Source organism: Micromonospora sp. NPDC005299, assembly GCF_042872345.1.
Taxonomy (GTDB): Bacteria; Actinomycetota; Actinomycetes; order Mycobacteriales; family Micromonosporaceae; genus Micromonospora.
The window spans coordinates 687331-703961 of record NZ_JBIAKG010000002.1; the positions used below are offsets into that span (position 1 = coordinate 687331).

Here is a 16631-nt window from a genome sequence, read left to right on the forward strand (position 1 = left end):
CATGTTCGGAAAGCCGAGCCGCACCGGGCGGACGCTCCAGTACGTCGCGCTGACCGGCTACCTGATCTTCCTCGGGTTTCCGCTGGTCTGGCTGCTCTCCACCGCGTTCAAGCCGCCGCGCGAACTGGTGCAGCTGCACCCCACGCTCATCCCGAGCAATCCCACCGTGCAGAACTTCGTGCAGGCCTTCACCGAGCAGCAGCTCGGCCGGGCCGCGCTGAACAGCCTCCAGGTGTCGCTCGCCTCGGCGGTGCTCACCGTGCTGGTCGCGCTGCCCGCCTCGTACGCCCTCGCGCGGTTCCGGACCAGACTCGGCACGGTCGCGCTGGGCTGGGTGCTGCTGTCGCAGCTCTTCCCGTTCGTGCTGCTGATCATCCCGATCTTCCTGATCCTGCGGCAGGTCGGGCTGGCCAACACGCACGCCGGGCTGGTGCTGATCTACGTGGTCTGGGCGCTGCCGTTCGCCCTGTGGATGCTGCAGGGCTTCGTCCGCAACATCCCGCGCGAGCTGGAGGAGGCGGCCAGCGTCGACGGCGCCAGCCGGCTGCAGGTGCTGCGCCGGGTGGTCTTCCCGCTGCTCGCACCGGGCATCGTGGCGACCGCGCTGTTCTCCTTCATCTCCGCCTGGAACGAGTTCTTCTTCGCGCTGGTGCTGGTCAAGACGCCGGAGCTGGCGACCCTGCCGGTCGCCCTGGCCCGGTTCGTCGGCATCGAGGGCACCGCCCGCCTGGGTCCCCTGGCGGCCGGTTCGCTGCTGGCCACCCTGCCGAGCCTGATCTTCTTCGCGGTCATGCAACGCCGCCTCTCGTCCGGGTCGCTCGCCGGCGCGGTCAAGGGCTGACCACATCCCCCACACCCATCACCAAGGAGGAATCCCCCATGCTCCGTAGCAGGTTCCGTCGACTCGCCGCGGCCGCCGCGGTCGCGGTCGTCGGGCTCGGCGCCCTCACCGCGTGCGGTGACGGCGGCGGCGAGGACGAGAACTCGTCCGGCCCGGTCAAGCTGCGCTTCCTCAGCCTCGCCTGGCAGAAGGAGTCGCTGCAGGCCAACAAGGACCTGGTCGCCAAGTGGAACGCCGAGCACCCGGACATCCAGGTCGAGTACGTCCAGGGCGACTGGAACTCGATCCACGACCAGCTGGTCACCTCGTTCGAGGGCGGCGACGTGGCCGACGTCGTGCACTACGAGGCCTCGGCGATCGGCGAGTTCAGCAAGCAGGGCTACCTGGCCGACGTCTCCAAGCTGCTGAGTGACGACTTCAAGGGCCAGATCGACCCGGGCGTCTGGGACACCGCCACCTTCGACGGCAAGGTCACCGGCGTGCCGTTCCTGCTGGAATCGCAGGTCGTCATCGCCAACAAGAAGCTCCTCGACGCCGCCGGCGTCGCCGTCCCGCCCGCCGACGGCGGCTGGACCTGGGACGAGTTCCAGGCCAACGCCCAGAAGCTCACCAAGCCCGGCCAGTACGGCGCCGCCTGGGCGCTCAAGTCGCCCACGAACCGGGTGCTGAACCTGGCGCTGAACTACGACGGCAAGTTCTTCTACAGCGACGGCGGCAAGACCGAGGTCAAGGTCGGCGACGCGGAGAAGGAGGTGCCGAAGCGGATCCACGACATGCTCTACACGACCAAGTCGGCCTCCCCGGAGGCGCTCGGCATGAGCGGAGCGGACACCCTGCCCGGCTTCTTCGGCGGCAAGTACGCGATGCTCCCGGGCTCGGTCTCGCTGCGCCAGCAGATGGTCGAGCAGGCCCCCGCCGGCTTCGAGTGGGTGACCCTCCCGCCGATCAAGGGCCTCTCCGCCAAGCAGGCGGCCAACCCGCAGACCCTGTCCATCGCCGAGGACAGCAAGCACAAGAAGCAGGCCGCGCAGTTCCTGGAGTGGTTCCTGAACCCGACCAACATGGCCGCCCTGGCCAAGGGTGACTGGCTGGTGCCCACCGGCAAGCAGGCCAACCAGGAGCTGGTCAAGCTCACGAACGGCAAGCAGGGCTGGGACGTCGCCGCGGACAGCGCCGCCGACCTGACCGTCGCCCCGTTCCAGAAGGCCGACGGCTACCCGGAGTGGAAGACCAAGTACGCCACCCCGGCCCTCCAGCAGTACTTCGCCAACAAGATCACCCTGGACCAGCTCGGCACGCAGCTGGTCGACGGTGGCAAGCAGGTTCTGAGGTAACCATGTCACTCTTGCTCGACACGTCGGTCGGTTGCCTGGTCGGCGCCGCGGTGGGCGACGCCCTCGGCGGGGCCACCGAGACGGCACTCCCGGAGCAGATCCGCACCCGCTTCGGCGGCTGGGTCGAGGGGATCGTCCCCCCGTACCACGCCGACTGGGCCACCGCGCGGCCACTCGCGCCGTACCACAAGGGCGACGGGCACATCACCGACGACACGTTGATGACCCACGCCCTGGTCCGGGCGTACGCGGCCAAGCGGGACCACCTCGACGCGTACGACGTGGTGGAACTGCTCGTCCCCGACCTGATCGAGCGGGTGGTGTACATCCCGGACCTGGAGCGGGACGGGGTGACCTTCCACCGCCTGGCCGCGGCCGAGCGGTGGCTGGTCACCCGCCTGCACCACGCCCACGCCGACCCGCGCGAGGCGGGCGTCGGCAACATCGTCAACTGCGGCGCCGCCATGTACATGGCGCCGGTCGGCATCGTCAACGCCGGTGACCCGGCCGGGGCGTACGCCGAGGCCGTGGAGATCGCCGGGGCGCACCAGCAGAGCTACGGCCGGGAGGCCGCGGCGGTCTTCGCCGCCGCGGTCGCCGCCGCCGCGACCCCCGGCGCGAGCGTCGACGACGTCGTGGCCGCCACCCTCGACCTGGCCCGCGACGGCACCCGCGCCGCCATCGACGCGGTGGTCAAGGAGGCCCGCGGGCACGACGACTGGAAGGCCGCCATCCCGGCGCTGCGCGCCGCGGTGGCCCCCTACGACACCGTGGGGGAGGAGTACCGCAGCCCCGGCCTGGGCGCCCGCCGCCCGAGCCGGCTGCACGCCATCGAGGAACTGCCGGTGGCGCTGGGCATGCTCGTGGTGGCCGGCGGCGACTACCGGGCGGCCGTGCTCGGCTCGGTGAACTACGGCCGGGACGCCGACTCCACCGCCACCATGGCCGGCGCGATCGCCGGGGCGCTCGGCGGCGCGGCGGCGGTGCCGGCCGAGTGGTCGGAGGTGGTCGCGACCGCGTCCCGCACCGACCTGGTCGAGCCCGCCCGGGTCCTCGCCGGGGTCGCCACCGAGGTGTTCGACCGCGACCGGGAGCGCTTCGCCCGGCGCGCCGAGCGGTTCGGCGGGCTGGCATGAGCGCTGCCGGGACGCCGGCGGCCGGGCTGCGGCTGAGCTGGGTGCAGCCGGAGGACCTGCTGCCGCACGAACTGGCCGCGAGCCGCGACGAGGGCCGCGACGTCACCGCCCTGGCCGACCGCTGGGCGGCGGCCGGCGGCGACGTCACGGCCCCGGTCACCGGGGCCTCGCCGGTGCCGGCGCCGCCGGCGCTGCGGGCCCTCGCCGTCGACCTGCTCGACGCCGCCGACGCGCTGCCCGGCCCGGACGCGGCCGACGAGCCGGACGACCTCGACGGGGTCCGCAAGACCTGGCCGGGCGCGTGGGACCTGCCGACCACCGTCGAGCGGGACCGGCTGCACGGCGCCTGGCTCGGCCGGGCGGCGGGCTGCCTGCTCGGCAAGCCGGTGGAGAAGATCCCCCGTCACGGAATCCGGGAGATCCTCTCCGCCACCGGCCGGTGGCCGCTGCGCGACTGGTTCACGGCGCAGGGGCTGCCGGCCGACGTGGCCGCCCGCTGGCCGTGGAACCGCCGCAGCGCCCCGACCAGCCTCGCCGAGAACATCGCCGGCATGCCCGAGGACGACGACCTCAACTTCCCGCTGCTGGCGCTGCGCGTCCTGGAGACCCACGGTCCCGGCTTCACCAGCGCCGACGTGGCCCAGGCCTGGCTGGACTGGCTGCCCGCCGGGCGGGTCTTCACCGCCGAGCGGGTCGCCTACCGCAACCTGCTGCTCGGCCTCACCCCGCCGGACACCGCCCGCCGGCACAACCCGTTCCGGGAGTGGATCGGCGCGCAGATCCGCACCGACGTGTACGGCTGGACCAACCCCGGCCGCCCCGACCGGGCCGCCGAGGCCGCCTGGCGCGACGCGGCCGTGAGCCACGTCCGGGCCGGCGCGTACGGGGCGATCTGGGTGGCCGCCATGGCCGCGGCGGCGCCGGTCGCCGGCGACGTCGACGCCGTGCTGGACGCCGGCGAGTCGGTGCTGCCCCCGGGCAGCCGGTTCACCGCCGCCGTCCGCGAGGCGCGCGCCCTCGGTGCCGGGGGTGACGACTGGGAGAGCATCGTGGACACCCTCTACGCGCGGCACGGCCACCTGCACTGGGTGCACGTCCGCAACAACGCCGCCCTGGTCGCGGCGGCCCTGGCGTACGGGCGGGGCGACCTGGAACGGTCCATCTGCGCGGTGGTGGCCGGCGGCTGGGACACCGACTCCAACGGCGCCACCGTCGGCGCGGTCACCGGGGCGCTCACCGGCGCCGCCCGGCTGCCGGGGCGCTGGGTCGCGCCGCTGCGCAACCGGTTGGCCAGCAGCATCGCCGGCTTCGACGGCATCGGCTTCGACGCCCTCGCCGACCGGACCCTGGCCCTTTCGGTGCGGAGTGCCGCATGAGCGCCCGGGTGGTGGTGGTCGGCAGCGCCAACCTGGACCTGGTGGTCACCGCGCCGCAGCTGCCCCGTCCCGGCGAGACGGTGCTCGGCGACGACTTCCGGATGGTGCCCGGCGGGAAGGGCGCCAACCAGGCGGTCGCCGCCGCCCGGGCCGGCGCGGACTGCGCCTTCGTGGGCGCGATCGGCGGCGACGGGTTCGGCGGGCTGCTGCGGGACAACCTGGCCGGCGCCGGTGTCGACGTCGCCGGCCTGCGGACCGTCGACGGGCCGTCCGGGGTCGCGCTGATCGCGGTCGACCACGCGGCGGAGAACTGCATCGTGGTCGCACCCGGCGCGAACGCCGCGCTGACCCTCGACGACGCCGACCGCGCCACGGTGGCGGCGGCCGGCGTGCTGCTGCTGCAACTGGAGGTGCCGCTGTCGGAGGTCACCCGGGCCGCCGGCTGGGCCCGCGCCGGTGACGCCGCCGTGGTGCTCAACGCCGCCCCGGCCCGGCCGCTGCCCACCGAACTGCTCGACCTGGTCGACGTGCTGGTGGTCAACGAGCACGAGGCGGCGGTCGTCGCCGGGGTGTTCACCGACGAGCCGGCGGCGCTGCTCGACTCGCTGGTCGACCTGGTGCCCCGGGTGGTGCTCACCCTCGGCGCGCGCGGCGCCGCCTACGCCGACTCCGACGGCGCCCGGATCGAGGTGCCGGCCCCGAAGGTCGACGCGGTGGACACCACGGCCGCCGGCGACGCGTTCACCGGCGCTCTCGCGGTCGCCCTGGCCGAACGCGGTGGGCTCACCGGGGACACGGCCACCGCCGTGCTGCGCTGGGCGTGCGCCGCCGGCGCGGCCTGCGCCGAGCGCCCCGGTGCGTCCACCGCCCTGCCCGAACGGGCCGCCATCGACGCGCTGTCCGCCGCCACCTACGGAGGGGTCGAGTGAGCTTCAACCCGTACGTGCCCCGGCCGATCGACCGGCCCACCGAGGTCCCGCTCGGCGGGCACGCGGACCTGACCACCCTGGACGAGGCGAAGATCTTCGCCGCCCCCGACGACCCCGCCGACTGGCCCGCCTGGCGGGAGCAGCTCACCCGGTGGCGGGCCGACGCCCGCGGCCGGCTCGGCTACACCGGTGCGCACTACGACGAGATCGCCGGGGACTGCTTCAGCGTCTGCCTCGCCTGGCTCTGGGACGAGACGCTGTACGACCACGACCGCGGCGAGTTCACCGTGGCGGCGTTCCTCGACGCGGCGCGGCGCGACTTCGGCGGCTTCGACGGGGTGGTGCTCTGGCACGCGTACCCGGTGATCGGGCTGGACGAGCGCAACCAGTTCGACTGGTACCGCGACGTGCCCGAGCTGCCCGAGGTGGTGCGCGCGTTCCAAGCCGCCGGCGTCCGGGTGTTCGTCGACTACAACCCGTGGGACACCGGCACGAGGCGGGAGCCCGGCGCGGACGCCGAGGAGGTCGCCGCGCTGGCCGGCCGGCTGGGCGTCGACGGCGTCTTCCTGGACACCCTGAAGGAGGGCGCCGGCGAGCTGCGCAAGGCCCTCGACGCCGTCCGCCCCGGCCTGGTCCTGGAGGGGGAGAGCCGGGTGCCGCTGGCCCGGATCGCCGACCACGCCATGTCCTGGGCGCAGTGGTTCGCCGACTCGGACACCCCGGGCGTGCTGCGGGCCAAGTGGTTCGAACGCCGGCACGTCCTGCACCACACCCGCCGCTGGCACCGGGACCACCTCGACGAGCTGCACTCGGCCTGGCTCAACGGCTGCGGTGTGCTGGTGTGGGAGAGCGTCTTCGGCGTCTGGGTCGGCTGGAACGAGCGGGACCGGGCCGTGCTGCGGGCCATGCGCCGGGTGCAGGCCAGCCACGCCGCGTGGTTGCGCGCCGAGGACTGGGTCCCGCTCGCCGACCACCCCGGCGCCGGCCAGGTGTACGCCTCCCGCTGGACCCACGACCAGCCGCTGTGGACGGTGGTCAACCGGGGCGCCGACCACGACGGCCCCTGGCTGCTCACCGACGCCCGGCCGGGGCGCTTCGTCGACCTGGTCACCGGCGCCGAGCTGGCCGTCACCGAACTCGAGGACGGCCGGGTGGCCGTCGGCGGGCCGCTGCCCGCCGGGGCGATCGCCGCGGTGGTCGCCACCGACACCCCGGTGCTCCGGCACGAGCCGCCGACCGGGGACCCGTCCTTCCCGGCCCGGGCCGCCGTGCGCGCCCGCACCCCGTGGTCGCCGCTCGCGGCCCTGCCCGACGGCATGGTGACCCTCTCCGGTGGCCGGCACGAGCTGACCGTGCACCACCGGGTCCGGGAGACCGGCCTCTACGGCGAGGCCCCGTACGTCGACGAGTGGAAGCCGCTGCCGCCGCGCCTGCACCACACCGGCACGCTGCGCCGCCAGGTCCGGCTCGGCCGCTTCGCCATCGACACCCACGAGGTCACCCACGGCCAGTACGCGCGCTTCCTCGCCGCCACCGGCTACCGGCCGGTCCGGCCGGAACGGTTCACCGCCGGGCAGGGCCCCGCAGACGCCCCGGTCACCGGGGTCGACCTCGCCGACGCCCGGGCGTACGCGGACTGGGCCGGGCTGCGGCTGCCCACCGAGGACGAGTGGCAGGTGGCCGCCGAGGCGGGCCTGCTGGCCCGGCGGGAACCCCTGGTGTGGAACCTGACCGAGAGCGAGCACTCCGACGGGCGGACCCGGTTCGTCATCCTCAAGGGCGGCTGCGCCTACCGGGCGGAGGGCTCCGACTGGTATCTCGACGGGGGCCCGCAGCCGCCGGACGTGTCGGTGAAGCTGCTGCTCACCGGCGCCGGCCTGGGCCGCTCCACCTCGATCGGCTTCCGCTGCGCCGCCGACCTGCCCGAAGGAGCCCTCCGATGAGAAGAGCCTGGCGCCCCGGCGCCGCCCTCGTCGCCCTGCTGACCGCCGTCGGGCTGGCCGGCCTCGCGCCGGAGACCGCCGTCGCCGGCAAGGAGCGGTCCGGCACCCTCACCACCGCCGCCGCCCCCTCGCCGGCCCTGGGCGCCGCCATCGACTACACCGTCTACCTGCCGCACGGCTACGCCGACGCGGCGAACGCCGGCACCCGCTTCCCGGTCCTCTACCTGCTGCACGGGCGCGGCGACACCATGCAGGCGTGGACCCGGGTGAAGAGCGACCTGGACCGGCTGATCGCCGACGGCGAGGTGCCGCCGGTGATCGCCGTGCTGCCAGACGCGCCGTGGAGCGAGCGCGGCAACTGGTACGTGGACTCCGCGTACACCGGCGCCGACCGTCCGGGCCGGCCGGTGGAGACCGGGTTCACCCGCGACCTCGTCGCGCATGTCGACGCCACGTACCGCACCGCCGCCCACCGCAACGCCCGGCTGGTCGGCGGCTACTCGATGGGCGGCGCCGGCGCGCTGCGTTACGCCCTGGCCCACCAGGACCTCTTCGCCAACGCGCTGGTGCTCAGCCCCGCCATCTACCGGCCGCTGCCGCCGGCGGACTCCTCGGCCCGCGAGTTCGGCGCGTTCGGCGACGGCGACGACCTCTTTTCCGACGAGGTGTACGAGCGGCTGAACTACCCGGCCCTGCTCCCCGGCCTCGACCCGGAGTCGCCGGTGCGGATGTTCATCGCCGTCGGCGACGACGAGTGGGCCAACCCCGACCCGGCCGACGCCGCGCACGACCTCGACTACGAGGCCGCCACCCTCTACAACACCGTCCGCCGCGCCGACGGCGTCGCCGCCGAGTTCCGCGTCCTCGACGGCGGGCACGACTGGGACGTCTGGCGGCCCGCCTTCGTCGACGGCCTGAAGCATCTGGCCGCCACGCTCAGCGTCACCCCGCCGGCCGGGCTGCCCGCCCCGCTGCACGGCACCGCCGGCGCCGACTGGGCCGGCGGGGTCGCAGCCCACCCCGACGGCGACGTCACCCTCGGCTACGCAGCCTCCGCCGCCGTCGCCGGCCAGCCGTACGCCGGCGGCCTCGACGCGGTGGTCACCCGGCTCGCCGCCGACCGGCGCACGGTCCGCTGGACCAACCAGTTCGGCACCGCCGCCAACGACCGGCTCTACGGGACGGTGCCGCTGCCCGACGGCGGCGTGCTCACCGCCGGGTACACCCGCGGCGACCTCGACGGCCGGCACCCGGGCAGCCCCGCCGACGACGCGTTCGTGGCGAAGCTGACGGCCACCGGGCAGCGGGCCTGGCTCACCCAGGCCGGCGACCCCGCGAAGGCCGACCGGTTCTACGCGATCACCGGCGCCCCCGACGGCGGCGCCTACGTCGCCGGCTACACCAGCGGCGCGTTCGGCGGGACCAGCGCGGGCGACAAGGACGCGGTGCTCGCCCGGATCGCCCCGGACGGCACGCTCGCCTGGACGCGGCAGTTCGGCGGCCCCGGCGAGGACAAGGCGTACGCCGTCGCGGCCGACGCGAACGGCGTCTACGTGGCCGGCGGCACCTCCGGCGCGCTGCCCGGGACCACGCCGCTCGGCGGCGCCGACGGCTGGCTCGCCCGGTTCACCCCCGACGGCACCCGCGACTGGGTGACCGTGGCCGGGGGCGCCGGGGACGACCTGCTCGGCGGCGTCACCGTCACCGGCGCCGGCCAGGTGGTGGCCACCGGCGCCACCGCCGGCGACGTGCTGACCGTGGCGTACACGGCCACGGGCGCGCCGCGCTGGCGGACCGTCACCGGCGGGCGCGGCGCGGACGCCGGCACCGACGTGCTGGCCCTCGCCGACGGCTCCGTCGCGGTGGTCGGGTTCACCGGCAGCACCCTCGGCGTGCCGGCCGGCGGCGCGGACGTGCTCACCCTGCGCCTCGACGCCAGGGGCCGGCAGGTCGCCGTCGCCCAGTACGGCACCGCCCGCGACGACGCGGCCGACCCGTTCGGCGAGGAGAACGTCTACGCCACCGTCGCGCCCGACGGCCGGCTGCTGGTCAGCGGCCGCACCGCCGGCACGCCCGCGGGCGGCGCCGCGCTCGGCAACGGGGACGTGTTCCTCGCCGCCGTCGACCCCACGAAGGGGACGCCATGACCACGACCGCCCCGCTGCACGGCGTCAAGGTGGTCGACCTGGCCACCCTCTTCGCCGGCCCGCTGGCCGCCGCGTTCCTCGGCGACTTCGGCGCCGACGTGGTCAAGGTGGAGCACCCCGCCAAGCCGGACCCGTCCCGGGGGCACGGCCCCGCCCGCGACGGCGTCGGCCTGTGGTGGAAGGTGCTCGGCCGCAACAAGCGGACGGTCACCCTCAACCTCTCCGACCCGCAGGGCGGGGAACTGCTGCGCCGGCTGCTCGCCGACGCCGACGTGCTGGTGGAGAACTTCCGCCCCGGCACGCTGGAACGCTGGGGTCTCGGCCCGGACGAACTGCACGCGGTCAACCCGCGGCTGGTCATCGCCCGGATCAGCGGCTTCGGGCAGGTCGGCCCGTACGCGCCCCGGCCCGGGTTCGGCACTCTCGCCGAGGCGATGAGCGGGTTCGCCGCGGCCACCGGGGAACCCGACGGGCCGCCGACCCTGCCCCCGTTCGGGCTGGCCGACTCGGTCACCGCGCTCGCCGCCGCGTACGCGGTCATGCTGGCCCTGCGCGGGCGCGACCTCACCGGCCGGGGTCAGGTGGTCGACCTGGCCATCATCGAGCCGATCATGGCGATGCTCGGCCCGCAGATCACCTGGTACGACCAGCTCGGCTACGTGCAGCCCCGGCTGGGCAACCGGTCCAACAACAACGCGCCCCGCAACACCTACCGGTGCGCCGACGGGCGGTGGGTGGCCGTGTCCACCAGCGCGCAGAGCATCGCCGAGCGGGTGGTCCGCCTCGTCGGCCGCCCGGAACTGGTGGACGAGCCGTGGTTCGCCACCGGCAGCGGCCGGGCCGCGCACGCCGACGAACTCGACGCGGCGGTCGGCGCGTGGGTGGCGAAGCGGGACCGGGACGAGGTGGTGGCCGCGTTCGAGTCGGCCCAGGCCGCCGTGGCCCCCGTCTACGACGTGCGGGACATCCTCGCCGACCCGCAGTACGCGGCGCTCGGCACCGTCGTCACCGTCCCCGACGAGGAACTGGGTGAGGTGCGGATGCAGAACGTGCCGTTCCGGATGTCGGACAGCCCGGGGGAGATCCGGCACGCCGGCCGCCGCCACGGCCAGGACACCGACGCGGTGTTCGGCGCGCTGGGCCTGACCGGCGACGAGCTGGCCGCGCTGCGCGAGCGCGGGGTGATCTGATGCTGCTCACCTGGCTCTACGTGCCCGGGGACCGGCCGGACCGGTTCGCCAAGGCGGTCGCCGCCGGCGCCGACGCGGTCATCCTCGACCTGGAGGACGCCGTCGTGGCCGGCCGCAAGGCGTACGCCCGCGACGCCGTCGCCGAGTTCCTGGCCGACCCGCAGCCGCTGCCCGTGCAGGTCCGGGTCAACGAGCTGACCGGTCCGGACCTCGACGCCGACCTGGCCGCCGTCGTCGGCCGGCCGGGGCTGGCCGGGTTGCGCCTGCCCAAGGTGGAGTCACCGACGACCGTGGCCGCCGTGGCCGCCCGGGTCGACACCCCGCTGCACCCGCTGGTCGAGTCGGCCGTCGGGCTGGAGTCCGCGTACGCCATCGCGGCCGCCCACCCGGCGGTGGCCTCGCTCGGGCTCGGCGAGGCCGACCTCCGCTCCGACCTGGGCGTCGCCGACGACGAGGGCCTGCTCTGGGCCCGCGGCCGGATCGTGGTCGCGGCCCGCGCGGCCGGCCTGCCGCCGCCAGCCATGTCGGTGTACGCCGACGTGGCCGACCTGGACGGCCTGGCCGCCTCCTGCGCGGCCGGCCGGCGGCTCGGCTTCCTCGGCCGGGCCGCCATCCACCCACGCCAGCTGCCGGCAATCGCCGACGCGTTCCGCCCGGCCGACCGGGAGGTGGACCGGGCCCGGGAACTCCTCGCCGCGATCGCCGACGCGCAGCTGCGCGACTCCGGCACCGTGGTGCTGCCCGACGGGCGGTTCGCCGACCGGGCCATGGTGGCCGCCGCCCGCCGGGTCGTCGACCTGGCCACCCGCTACGCCGCCTGACCCGACAAGCCCTCCCGCTGCGCTGCCTTATCCTGACGGCCCGTCCGCCACGCCGCCTGACCCGACGGTCCGCCGTCGCCCGCACGATCGCCGGATGCCGGGCCGGTGCCGCCGCCCGTACGCTGGCCCGGGCCGGCAGGGGAGCGGGGGAGCGGCATGGGCGATCGGGCGCGGCTGGACCGGCGGAGCCTGCTCGCCGCCGCCGGTGGCCTCGCGGTCGCCGGGATCAGCGTGCCGGTCGGCCTGGCCGCCACCGGCGACCCGCCATCACCGGGACGCGGACGGCGGCCGATCAGCATGGCCATGCACCTGCACGCCTCGTTCAGCGAGGGCGTCGCCAGCTACGCCGCCCACCTCGACCAGGCCCGCCGCAATGCCGTCGACGTGCTCTGGTGGACCGACCACGACTTCCGCGTCGCCGCCCACGACCACCGCCGAATGGTCCACTTCGACGGCCCCGAGGAGCCCGAGGGCGGGCTCGCCTGGACCTGGCAGGCGTCCACCGAGGGCCGGCTCACCGCCTCCGCCGCCGACTTCGTGCCCGCTCCGCACGCCGCCGACGAGGACGCCGGCAGCAGCGCGCTGCGGCTCACCGCCGCCGGCGCCGGCACCTTCTGGTACGCCGGCAGGGCCTGGAACTGGACGCACACGGGGAACATCTCCGACACCACCCTGCACCTCGACGTGCTGCCCGAGTCCGCGGGCCCGGACGCCGCGCTGATCGTCGAGATCGCGCTGTCCCACCACCCGGCCGGCGCCGGCCGCCCCGCCGGCCAGCTCGTGGTCCGCTACCGCCTCGGCGCGGCGACCGCGACCCGGCACCGCGCCGACGGCCGGCACGGCACCGTCGACCTGCCCGCCCCGGCCGGCGCCTGGCGGCGGCACACCCTCGACCTGCTGGCCGACGTGCGGCGCCTCTGGCCGGACCTGGTCGCCGGGGACAACTCGCTGCGCGGGCTGCGCCTCGGAGTACAGGTCGGTTCCGGCGCCCGCGGCGCGTTCGTGGTCGACCGGCTGGTCTTCGACCGGGCCCGGCGCGCCGGGCAGGCCGGCGAGGAGCTGCGCGCCGAGGTGCTGCGCGGCTACGCCGGGGCGTACCCGGGGGTCACCCACCACCGCGCCTACGAGGTGTCAATGGTCCGGCACCTCAACTGGTTCGGCGGCGATCAGACGCTGCCGTCCTTCCCGTCCCCGCCGTACCGGGACAACGACGTCGGGGCGACCGAACGGATGGTGGAGTTCCTGCACGGTCACGGCGGGGTGGTCTGCTGGAACCACCCCCTCGACGTGGAACGCCGCGAGTCCCTCGCCCGGCTGCTGGTGGAGCGGCACGCGCTCGGCGTCGACCTGATCGAGATCGGTCGCGATCCGGTCGACGACCACCTCTGGGCGTACGACGTGGCGGCTCGCAACGCCATCCCGGTCACCGCCGTCGGCGTGACGGACGACCACGACGGCACCGACTGGCGGGCCGGGCGGGACCGGCACGTCACGTACGTCTGGGCGGCCTCTACCGGCCGCGACGACCTGGTGGCGGCGCTGCGCGCCGGGCAGGCCTGGTTCACCGACCTGGCCCGCTACCGGGGCGCTCTCGACCTGGAGTTCGGCGGGCGCAGCGCGATGGGCGCCGTGGTGACGACCGACGCCACCGACCCGACCGTGCGGCTGCGCGCCACCGACCTGCCGGCCGGCGCCACCCTGGAGGTGGTCACCGGCACGGTCGACCTGGCCGGCGTCGCGGACCCGACCCCGGCGATCCGGGTCGGACAGGTCCCGTGGCGGCAGCTCCGCGAGGGCTGGCACGACGTGCCGGTGGAGGTGGGCGTCGGCGCGTACCTCCGCACCCAGGTCCGGGGGCGCGGTGGGGAGATCGTCGGGGCGAGTAACCCGGTCTGGCTGCTGCGCCAGGCCCCACCCCGCGGCATCCCGACCGCCCGCCGCTTCTGAACCCGACGCGACGAGGGCTCACTCGACCAGCCGTCGCCGTGTCCACCCCACGAACCGCACATACAAGGCATCCGCGCCGGGCATATCGTCGGGGTTGAGGCGGTACAGGTCGCCCGCGGCGTCGAACAGGCAGCCGGCCATGTGTACGGCCTCGTCGGCGCGGCGGAGATTCGGGACATGCTCGGCGGCATCAGCCGCCAGCGTGTCAACGTCATCACGAACGCGAAGGGCTTTCCCGACCCGGTCGCCGTTCTCCAGATGGGCAAGGTCTGGCGCAAGCGGGACGTGGAGCGGTGGATCGCCGAGCACCGCCCGACGCAGGACTAACCAGGGCGCACAGTCCGATCTTGGAGGGTTTCCGTGCGCTGCTAACGGTCGCCAAGATTCACAGCGGCGGCGGCGGGATGGCCGGGTGCGGGTCACGGGCACCGCGGCCATGCCGCGCCCGGCGGAACCGGTGCGGGCCCGGCGGCAGGCGTGAAGCGCGCACTCGTGAAGCGCGGCAGGCGTGAAGCGCCGGGGAGCGGGTACGCGCGCCGCCGGGAGGCGGGCGCCTCCGGGATCGAGGGAGACCATGGCAGCCGCCGCCGTCGTCGTGCTGGTCATCGTCGTGGTGCTCGTGGTGCTCGTGGCCTCGCTGAGCATCCGTCTGGTGCAGCAGTACCAGCGTGGCGTGGTGTTCCGGTTCGGCCGGGTGCTGGAGCGCATCCGGCAGCCCGGCTTCCAGCTGATCATTCCGGTCGCCGACCGGATGGTGCGGGTGAGCATGCAGACCACGGTGATCGGGGTGCCCGCGCAGGGGGTGATCACCCGGGACAACGTCACGCTCACCGTCGACGCGGTCGTCTACTACCGGGTGGTCGACCCGGTGAAGGCCCTGGTCAACGTCCGCGACTACCCGTCGGCGGTGCTGCAGGTCGCGCAGACCGCGCTGCGGTCGGTGATCGGCAAGGCGGATCTGGACACGCTGCTGCGGGACCGGGACCGGATCAACGCGGAGCTGAAGACGGTCATCGACGCGCCCACCGAGAAGCCGTGGGGCCTGCTCATCGAGCGGGTGGAGGTCAAGGACGTGTCGCTGCCGGAGGGGATGAAGCGGTCGATGTCCCGGCAGGCCGAGGCGGAGCGGGAACGCCGGGCCCGGGTGATCGCGGCGGACGGCGAGTTCCAGGCGTCGCGGCGGCTCGCCGACGCCTCGCGGGCGATGGCGAACACGCCGGGGGCGTACCAGCTGCGGCTGCTCCAGACGGTGGTGGATGTGGCGGCGGAGAAGAACAGCACCCTGGTCATGCCGTTCCCCGTCGAGCTTCTGCGCTTCTTCGACCGGCTCGCCGGCGGGGGCACCGAGCAGGCCGCACCGGCCGGGCCGGGCGCGACGGAGCAGGCCGGGCCGGGCCGGGCGGAGCAGGCGGGTCCGGCGCTCGGGCCGGTCACGGAGAACGTCGCCGCGGCCGCCGCCGACGGGGACGGGCGCCGGCCGGCATCATGACGGGGCGGCGTATATACCGATAGCCGGTATATGCTCGCCGGCATGACCGACAGCCCCCTACGGGAACCGACGTTCCTGGTCCTCACCGCGCTCGCCGAGACACCCCGGCACGGCTACGCGGTCATCGAGGACGTGCTGCGCATCTCCGACGGGCGGGTCCGGTTGCGCGCCGGCACCCTCTACGCCGCCCTCGACCGGCTGCGCGCCGACGGCCTCATCGAGGTCGAGCGCGAGGAGGTCGTGCAGTCCCGGCTGCGCCGCTACTACCGGCTCACCGCGCTGGGCGCGACCCGGCTCGCCGACGAGGCGGCCCGGCTGCGCCGCAACGCCGACACCGCCGGCCGCCGGCTGCGCGCCGCCGGCCTGCTGCCCGGGGGAGGGGTGGCGTGAGCGCCGCCGAGCTGGAACGCCGCTACCGCCGGCTGCTCGCCGTCCACCCCTGGGAACACCGCCGGGTGTACGAGGAGGAGATGGTGGCCGTCCTCCTGGCCGGCGCGCGGCCCGGGCAGACCCGGCCCGGGCCGCGGGACACGGTCGACCTGGTCGGCGCCGGCCTGCGGGCCCGGCTGAGGGTGGGCGCACGGGGGTTCACCGAGCCGGCCTGGGCCGACGCCGCCGCCGTCACCGGCGTCCTGGTGGCGCTGGTCCTCTGCGCCGGGGCCGGGCGCAACCTGCTCGACCAGCTTCTGCTGGACCCGTCCCTGCCGCCGCCGGTGCGCCCGGCCGCCCCCGACCTGGTCGACTGGCTGCGCGTGGCCGGCTGGGCGACGGTGGCGGTGACCGCGCTGGCCGGGCTGCCCCGCGTGGCCGCCGGCCTGGCCTGGGCCGGGGTCGGCGGATGGCTCGTGCTGGTCGGGCCGGGGGTGGGCGACCAGCCGACATACGTGGTCGACACCCTGCCCCAGTTCGCCCTCGCCGTGGTGGCCTCGGCCGCACTCACCGTGCCCGCCCCGGCTCGCCGGGCCGTCGCGGTCCTCGGCGTGCGCCGGCTGGCGGTGCTGGTGGCCGCGTGCCTCGCGGTGGTGTCGGTCCTGGCGGTCAGCCGGCTGACCCGGCCATCCTTCCAGGTCTCCGCCGACAGCCACCCCGTCTACGTGCTGTACGACCTGGAAGCCCGCAGCGAGCTGGTGATCTGGCTCTACGTCGCCGGGCTCGCCGCCGCGGCCCTGGCCGCCGTCGCCGCCCTGGCAACCCTGGACCGGCCGGTCCGCCGGCGGATCGCCGTCCTGCTGGCGCCGGTCGCCGCGCTGGCTCTGGTCATCGACACCGCGCTGGCCGGGTGGGCGGTGTCCACCGTGCACATGGGACACACCATCGCGCTGGTGCCGGCCCAGTGGCTCATGCTCGTGCTCGTGCCGCCGGTCACCTTCCTGGCCGGGGTGCTGCTGGTGCGCCGGCGCGAGGAGACGCTGCGGATGGTGGCGCTGGGCCGGGCCGCCGACCGGGAGCGCCCCGCCGGCTGAGCCGCGGCCGGTGGC

15 protein-coding genes are annotated in these 16631 nt (G+C 75.4%); 14 read left to right on the forward strand and 1 reads right to left on the reverse strand.

All coding sequences use genetic code 11. From position 1 onward, the window contains the following. Nucleotide 1 precedes the first annotated feature (1 nt). The 10 genes from ACFYPD_RS08490 (at nt 2) to ACFYPD_RS08535 (ending at nt 13664) form a co-directional block, all read left to right on the forward strand. Nucleotides 2-841: a carbohydrate ABC transporter permease gene (locus ACFYPD_RS08490; protein WP_387110386.1), complete on the forward strand. Its 840-nt coding sequence runs from the start codon at nt 2-4 to the stop codon at nt 839-841. 38 nt (nt 842-879) lie between these two features. Then, nucleotides 880-2175, forward strand: coding sequence for an ABC transporter substrate-binding protein (locus tag ACFYPD_RS08495; protein ID WP_387110388.1), 1296 nt, complete (start codon nt 880-882; stop codon nt 2173-2175). Nucleotides 2176-2177: 2 nt separating this feature from the next. After that, nucleotides 2178-3311 (forward strand): ADP-ribosylglycohydrolase family protein, encoded by a 1134-nt coding sequence (locus tag ACFYPD_RS08500; protein WP_387110390.1) that lies wholly within the window; start codon nt 2178-2180, stop codon nt 3309-3311. After that, a complete protein-coding gene (locus tag ACFYPD_RS08505) occupies nt 3308-4687 on the forward strand; it encodes an ADP-ribosylglycohydrolase family protein (RefSeq protein WP_387110391.1) in 1380 nt (459 codons plus the stop codon). Before ACFYPD_RS08500 ends, ACFYPD_RS08505 begins: the two co-directional genes overlap by 4 nt. After that, entirely contained in the window at nt 4684-5616 is a 933-nt protein-coding gene (locus tag ACFYPD_RS08510; protein WP_387110392.1) for a ribokinase, read from the forward strand. The genes ACFYPD_RS08505 and ACFYPD_RS08510 overlap by 4 nt, the downstream gene beginning before the upstream one ends. Next, nucleotides 5613-7559, forward strand: coding sequence for an SUMF1/EgtB/PvdO family nonheme iron enzyme (locus tag ACFYPD_RS08515; protein WP_387110394.1), 1947 nt, complete (start codon nt 5613-5615; stop codon nt 7557-7559). The genes ACFYPD_RS08510 and ACFYPD_RS08515 overlap by 4 nt, the downstream gene beginning before the upstream one ends. Next, entirely contained in the window at nt 7556-9706 is a 2151-nt protein-coding gene (locus ACFYPD_RS08520) for an alpha/beta hydrolase-fold protein (protein WP_387110396.1), read from the forward strand. The genes ACFYPD_RS08515 and ACFYPD_RS08520 overlap by 4 nt, the downstream gene beginning before the upstream one ends. Further along, entirely contained in the window at nt 9703-10896 is a 1194-nt protein-coding gene (locus ACFYPD_RS08525; protein ID WP_387110398.1) for a CaiB/BaiF CoA transferase family protein, read from the forward strand. The genes ACFYPD_RS08520 and ACFYPD_RS08525 overlap by 4 nt, the downstream gene beginning before the upstream one ends. Further along, nucleotides 10896-11717, forward strand: coding sequence for an HpcH/HpaI aldolase/citrate lyase family protein (locus tag ACFYPD_RS08530; protein WP_387110400.1), 822 nt, complete (start codon nt 10896-10898; stop codon nt 11715-11717). The genes ACFYPD_RS08525 and ACFYPD_RS08530 overlap by 1 nt, the downstream gene beginning before the upstream one ends. A gap of 156 nt (nt 11718-11873) precedes the next feature. Then, nucleotides 11874-13664: a hypothetical protein gene (locus tag ACFYPD_RS08535; RefSeq protein WP_387110402.1), complete on the forward strand. Its 1791-nt coding sequence runs from the start codon at nt 11874-11876 to the stop codon at nt 13662-13664. A gap of 18 nt (nt 13665-13682) precedes the next feature. Here the strand turns inward: ACFYPD_RS08535 and ACFYPD_RS08540 are convergent, their stop codons facing one another. Further along, nucleotides 13683-13805, reverse strand: a complete 123-nt coding sequence (locus ACFYPD_RS08540) for a hypothetical protein (RefSeq protein WP_387110404.1) — start codon at nt 13803-13805, stop codon at nt 13683-13685. On the opposite strand from ACFYPD_RS08540, the gene ACFYPD_RS08545 reads away from it, so the two are divergent. From ACFYPD_RS08545 to ACFYPD_RS08560, 4 genes are all read left to right on the forward strand, one after another. Further along, nucleotides 13806-13991: a hypothetical protein gene (locus ACFYPD_RS08545; RefSeq protein ID WP_387110406.1), complete on the forward strand. Its 186-nt coding sequence runs from the start codon at nt 13806-13808 to the stop codon at nt 13989-13991. A 247-nt stretch (nt 13992-14238) separates the two neighbouring features. Continuing rightward, the gene (locus ACFYPD_RS08550; protein ID WP_387110408.1) at nt 14239-15153 is read left to right on the forward strand and encodes an SPFH domain-containing protein; all 915 of its coding nucleotides are present in this window, start codon (nt 14239-14241) and stop codon (nt 15151-15153) included. Between the two features lie 42 nt (nt 15154-15195). Then, nucleotides 15196-15543: a PadR family transcriptional regulator gene (locus ACFYPD_RS08555; protein ID WP_387110409.1), complete on the forward strand. Its 348-nt coding sequence runs from the start codon at nt 15196-15198 to the stop codon at nt 15541-15543. Next, on the forward strand, nt 15540-16616 hold the full coding sequence (locus tag ACFYPD_RS08560; protein WP_387110410.1) for a hypothetical protein: 1077 nt from the start codon (nt 15540-15542) through the stop codon (nt 16614-16616). Before ACFYPD_RS08555 ends, ACFYPD_RS08560 begins: the two co-directional genes overlap by 4 nt. Nucleotides 16617-16631 lie beyond the last annotated feature (15 nt).

Excerpts from the sequence above, each read along its gene's own strand:
- ACFYPD_RS08490 (WP_387110386.1), top strand. The coding sequence starts at position 2 with ATGTTCGGAAAGCCGAGCCGCACCGGGCGGACGCTCCAGTACGTCGCG.
- ACFYPD_RS08495 (WP_387110388.1), top strand. The coding sequence starts at position 880 with ATGCTCCGTAGCAGGTTCCGTCGACTCGCCGCGGCCGCCGCGGTCGCG.
- ACFYPD_RS08500 (WP_387110390.1), top strand. The coding sequence starts at position 2,178 with ATGTCACTCTTGCTCGACACGTCGGTCGGTTGCCTGGTCGGCGCCGCG.
- ACFYPD_RS08505 (WP_387110391.1), top strand. The coding sequence starts at position 3,308 with ATGAGCGCTGCCGGGACGCCGGCGGCCGGGCTGCGGCTGAGCTGGGTG.
- ACFYPD_RS08510 (WP_387110392.1), top strand. The coding sequence starts at position 4,684 with ATGAGCGCCCGGGTGGTGGTGGTCGGCAGCGCCAACCTGGACCTGGTG.
- ACFYPD_RS08520 (WP_387110396.1), top strand. The coding sequence starts at position 7,556 with ATGAGAAGAGCCTGGCGCCCCGGCGCCGCCCTCGTCGCCCTGCTGACC.
- ACFYPD_RS08525 (WP_387110398.1), top strand. The coding sequence starts at position 9,703 with ATGACCACGACCGCCCCGCTGCACGGCGTCAAGGTGGTCGACCTGGCC.
- ACFYPD_RS08530 (WP_387110400.1), top strand. The coding sequence starts at position 10,896 with ATGCTGCTCACCTGGCTCTACGTGCCCGGGGACCGGCCGGACCGGTTC.
- ACFYPD_RS08535 (WP_387110402.1), top strand. The coding sequence starts at position 11,874 with ATGGGCGATCGGGCGCGGCTGGACCGGCGGAGCCTGCTCGCCGCCGCC.
- ACFYPD_RS08540 (WP_387110404.1), bottom strand. The coding sequence starts at position 13,805 with ATGGCCGGCTGCCTGTTCGACGCCGCGGGCGACCTGTACCGCCTCAAC.
- ACFYPD_RS08550 (WP_387110408.1), top strand. The coding sequence starts at position 14,239 with ATGGCAGCCGCCGCCGTCGTCGTGCTGGTCATCGTCGTGGTGCTCGTG.
- ACFYPD_RS08555 (WP_387110409.1), top strand. The coding sequence starts at position 15,196 with ATGACCGACAGCCCCCTACGGGAACCGACGTTCCTGGTCCTCACCGCG.